The sequence below is a fragment of the Mycobacterium sp. ML4 genome (assembly GCF_054515735.1).
This window is the reverse complement of the sequence record NZ_JBTNSY010000078.1, coordinates 1-1,330: the sequence shown is the minus strand read 5'-3', so window position 1 is coordinate 1,330 and position 1,330 is coordinate 1. Positions and strand designations below refer to the sequence as shown.

1 protein-coding gene is annotated in these 1,330 nt (G+C 66.7%); it reads right to left on the bottom strand.

The features are described from left to right. A partial coding sequence (locus tag ACX9NE_RS29260) for a condensation domain-containing protein (RefSeq protein WP_459365267.1) occupies positions 1-1,330 on the bottom strand: 1,330 nt, incomplete at both ends.

Here is a 1,330-nt window from a genome sequence, read left to right as displayed (position 1 = left end):
ACGAACCGGGTGACCAACCGCTCGATGCTGGCCCGGTCAAACAAATCGGTGGCATACGACACCGTCCCGGCGGCCATCGGGGCGGCCGGGTCCTCGGTCGGCACCTCACCCAGATCGAAATCCAGGTCGAACTTGGCGGTGCGGGTGAACACCGCCAGCTGCTCGACGCTGACCCCGTCGATCGCCACCACCTTGGGGCGCACATTGTTCTGGAAAGCCATGGCCACCTGAAACAGCGGATGATGCGCCGCGGAGCGCACCGGGTTGAGCTGCTCAACCAGGAGCTCGAACGGCACATCCTGGTTGCTGTAGGCGTCGAGCGCCTTCTGACGCACCTGCTGGAGCACATCGCTGAACCGGTGCCGGGAGTTGACGCTCACCCGCGACACCCACGTATTGACGAAGAACCCGACCAGATCATCGAGTGCCTCGTCCAGCCGCCCGGCGATCGGCGCGCCCATCACAATGTCCTCACCCACCCCGGCCCGGTGCAACACCACCGCCAAGACCGCCTGCAACACCATCGAGGCCGTCGCGTTATGCGCCGCCGCCAGCGCCTTGACCCCCGCCCACACCGGCGGGTCGATGCGCACCTCCACCCCATCACCGCGGTAACTGGGCACCGCCGGGCGGGCCCGATCCGCCGGCAGCGACACCACCTCCGGCAGATCGGCCAACTCCTGCCGCCAGTAGGCCACCTGCCCAGCAATCACACTGTCCGGATCAGTCTCCGCCCCCAACCACTCCCGTTGCCACAACGTGTAATCCACATACTGCACCGCCAACGGCGCCCACTGCGGGGCCCGGCCCTGCCGCCGCGCTCGATAAGCCTGGCCCATATCACGGACCATCGGAGCCAGTGACCACCCATCACAGGCGATGTGGTGCACCACAATCCCCACCACATGCTGCTCGGGCCCCACCGAATAGATCTGCGCACGAATAGGGATCTCCGCCGACAAATCGAACCGATACCCTGCCAGCGCCACCAAGTCGCCGGCCACATCCTGCTCGGGTAACGACACCACCGTCGCGCCCCGGCGTCGCCACATCCCGGTCCGGGCCGGCAGTACCTCCTGAAACGGCACACCGTCAATGTCGGGAAATATGGTGCGCAGCGATTCATGGCGGGCGATGACATCATCGATGGCCGCACCCAGCGCCTCGACATCCAGCGCCCCGGTGATCCGAAACGCGGTGGGCATGTTGTAGGTCGCGGCACCGCCTTCGAATTGGTTGAGGAACCACAACCGCTGCTGGGCATACGACAACGGGATCCGCTCCGGGCGCCGCACCGGCGTCACCGGGGGCCGGATGCGGCCGGTGCGCT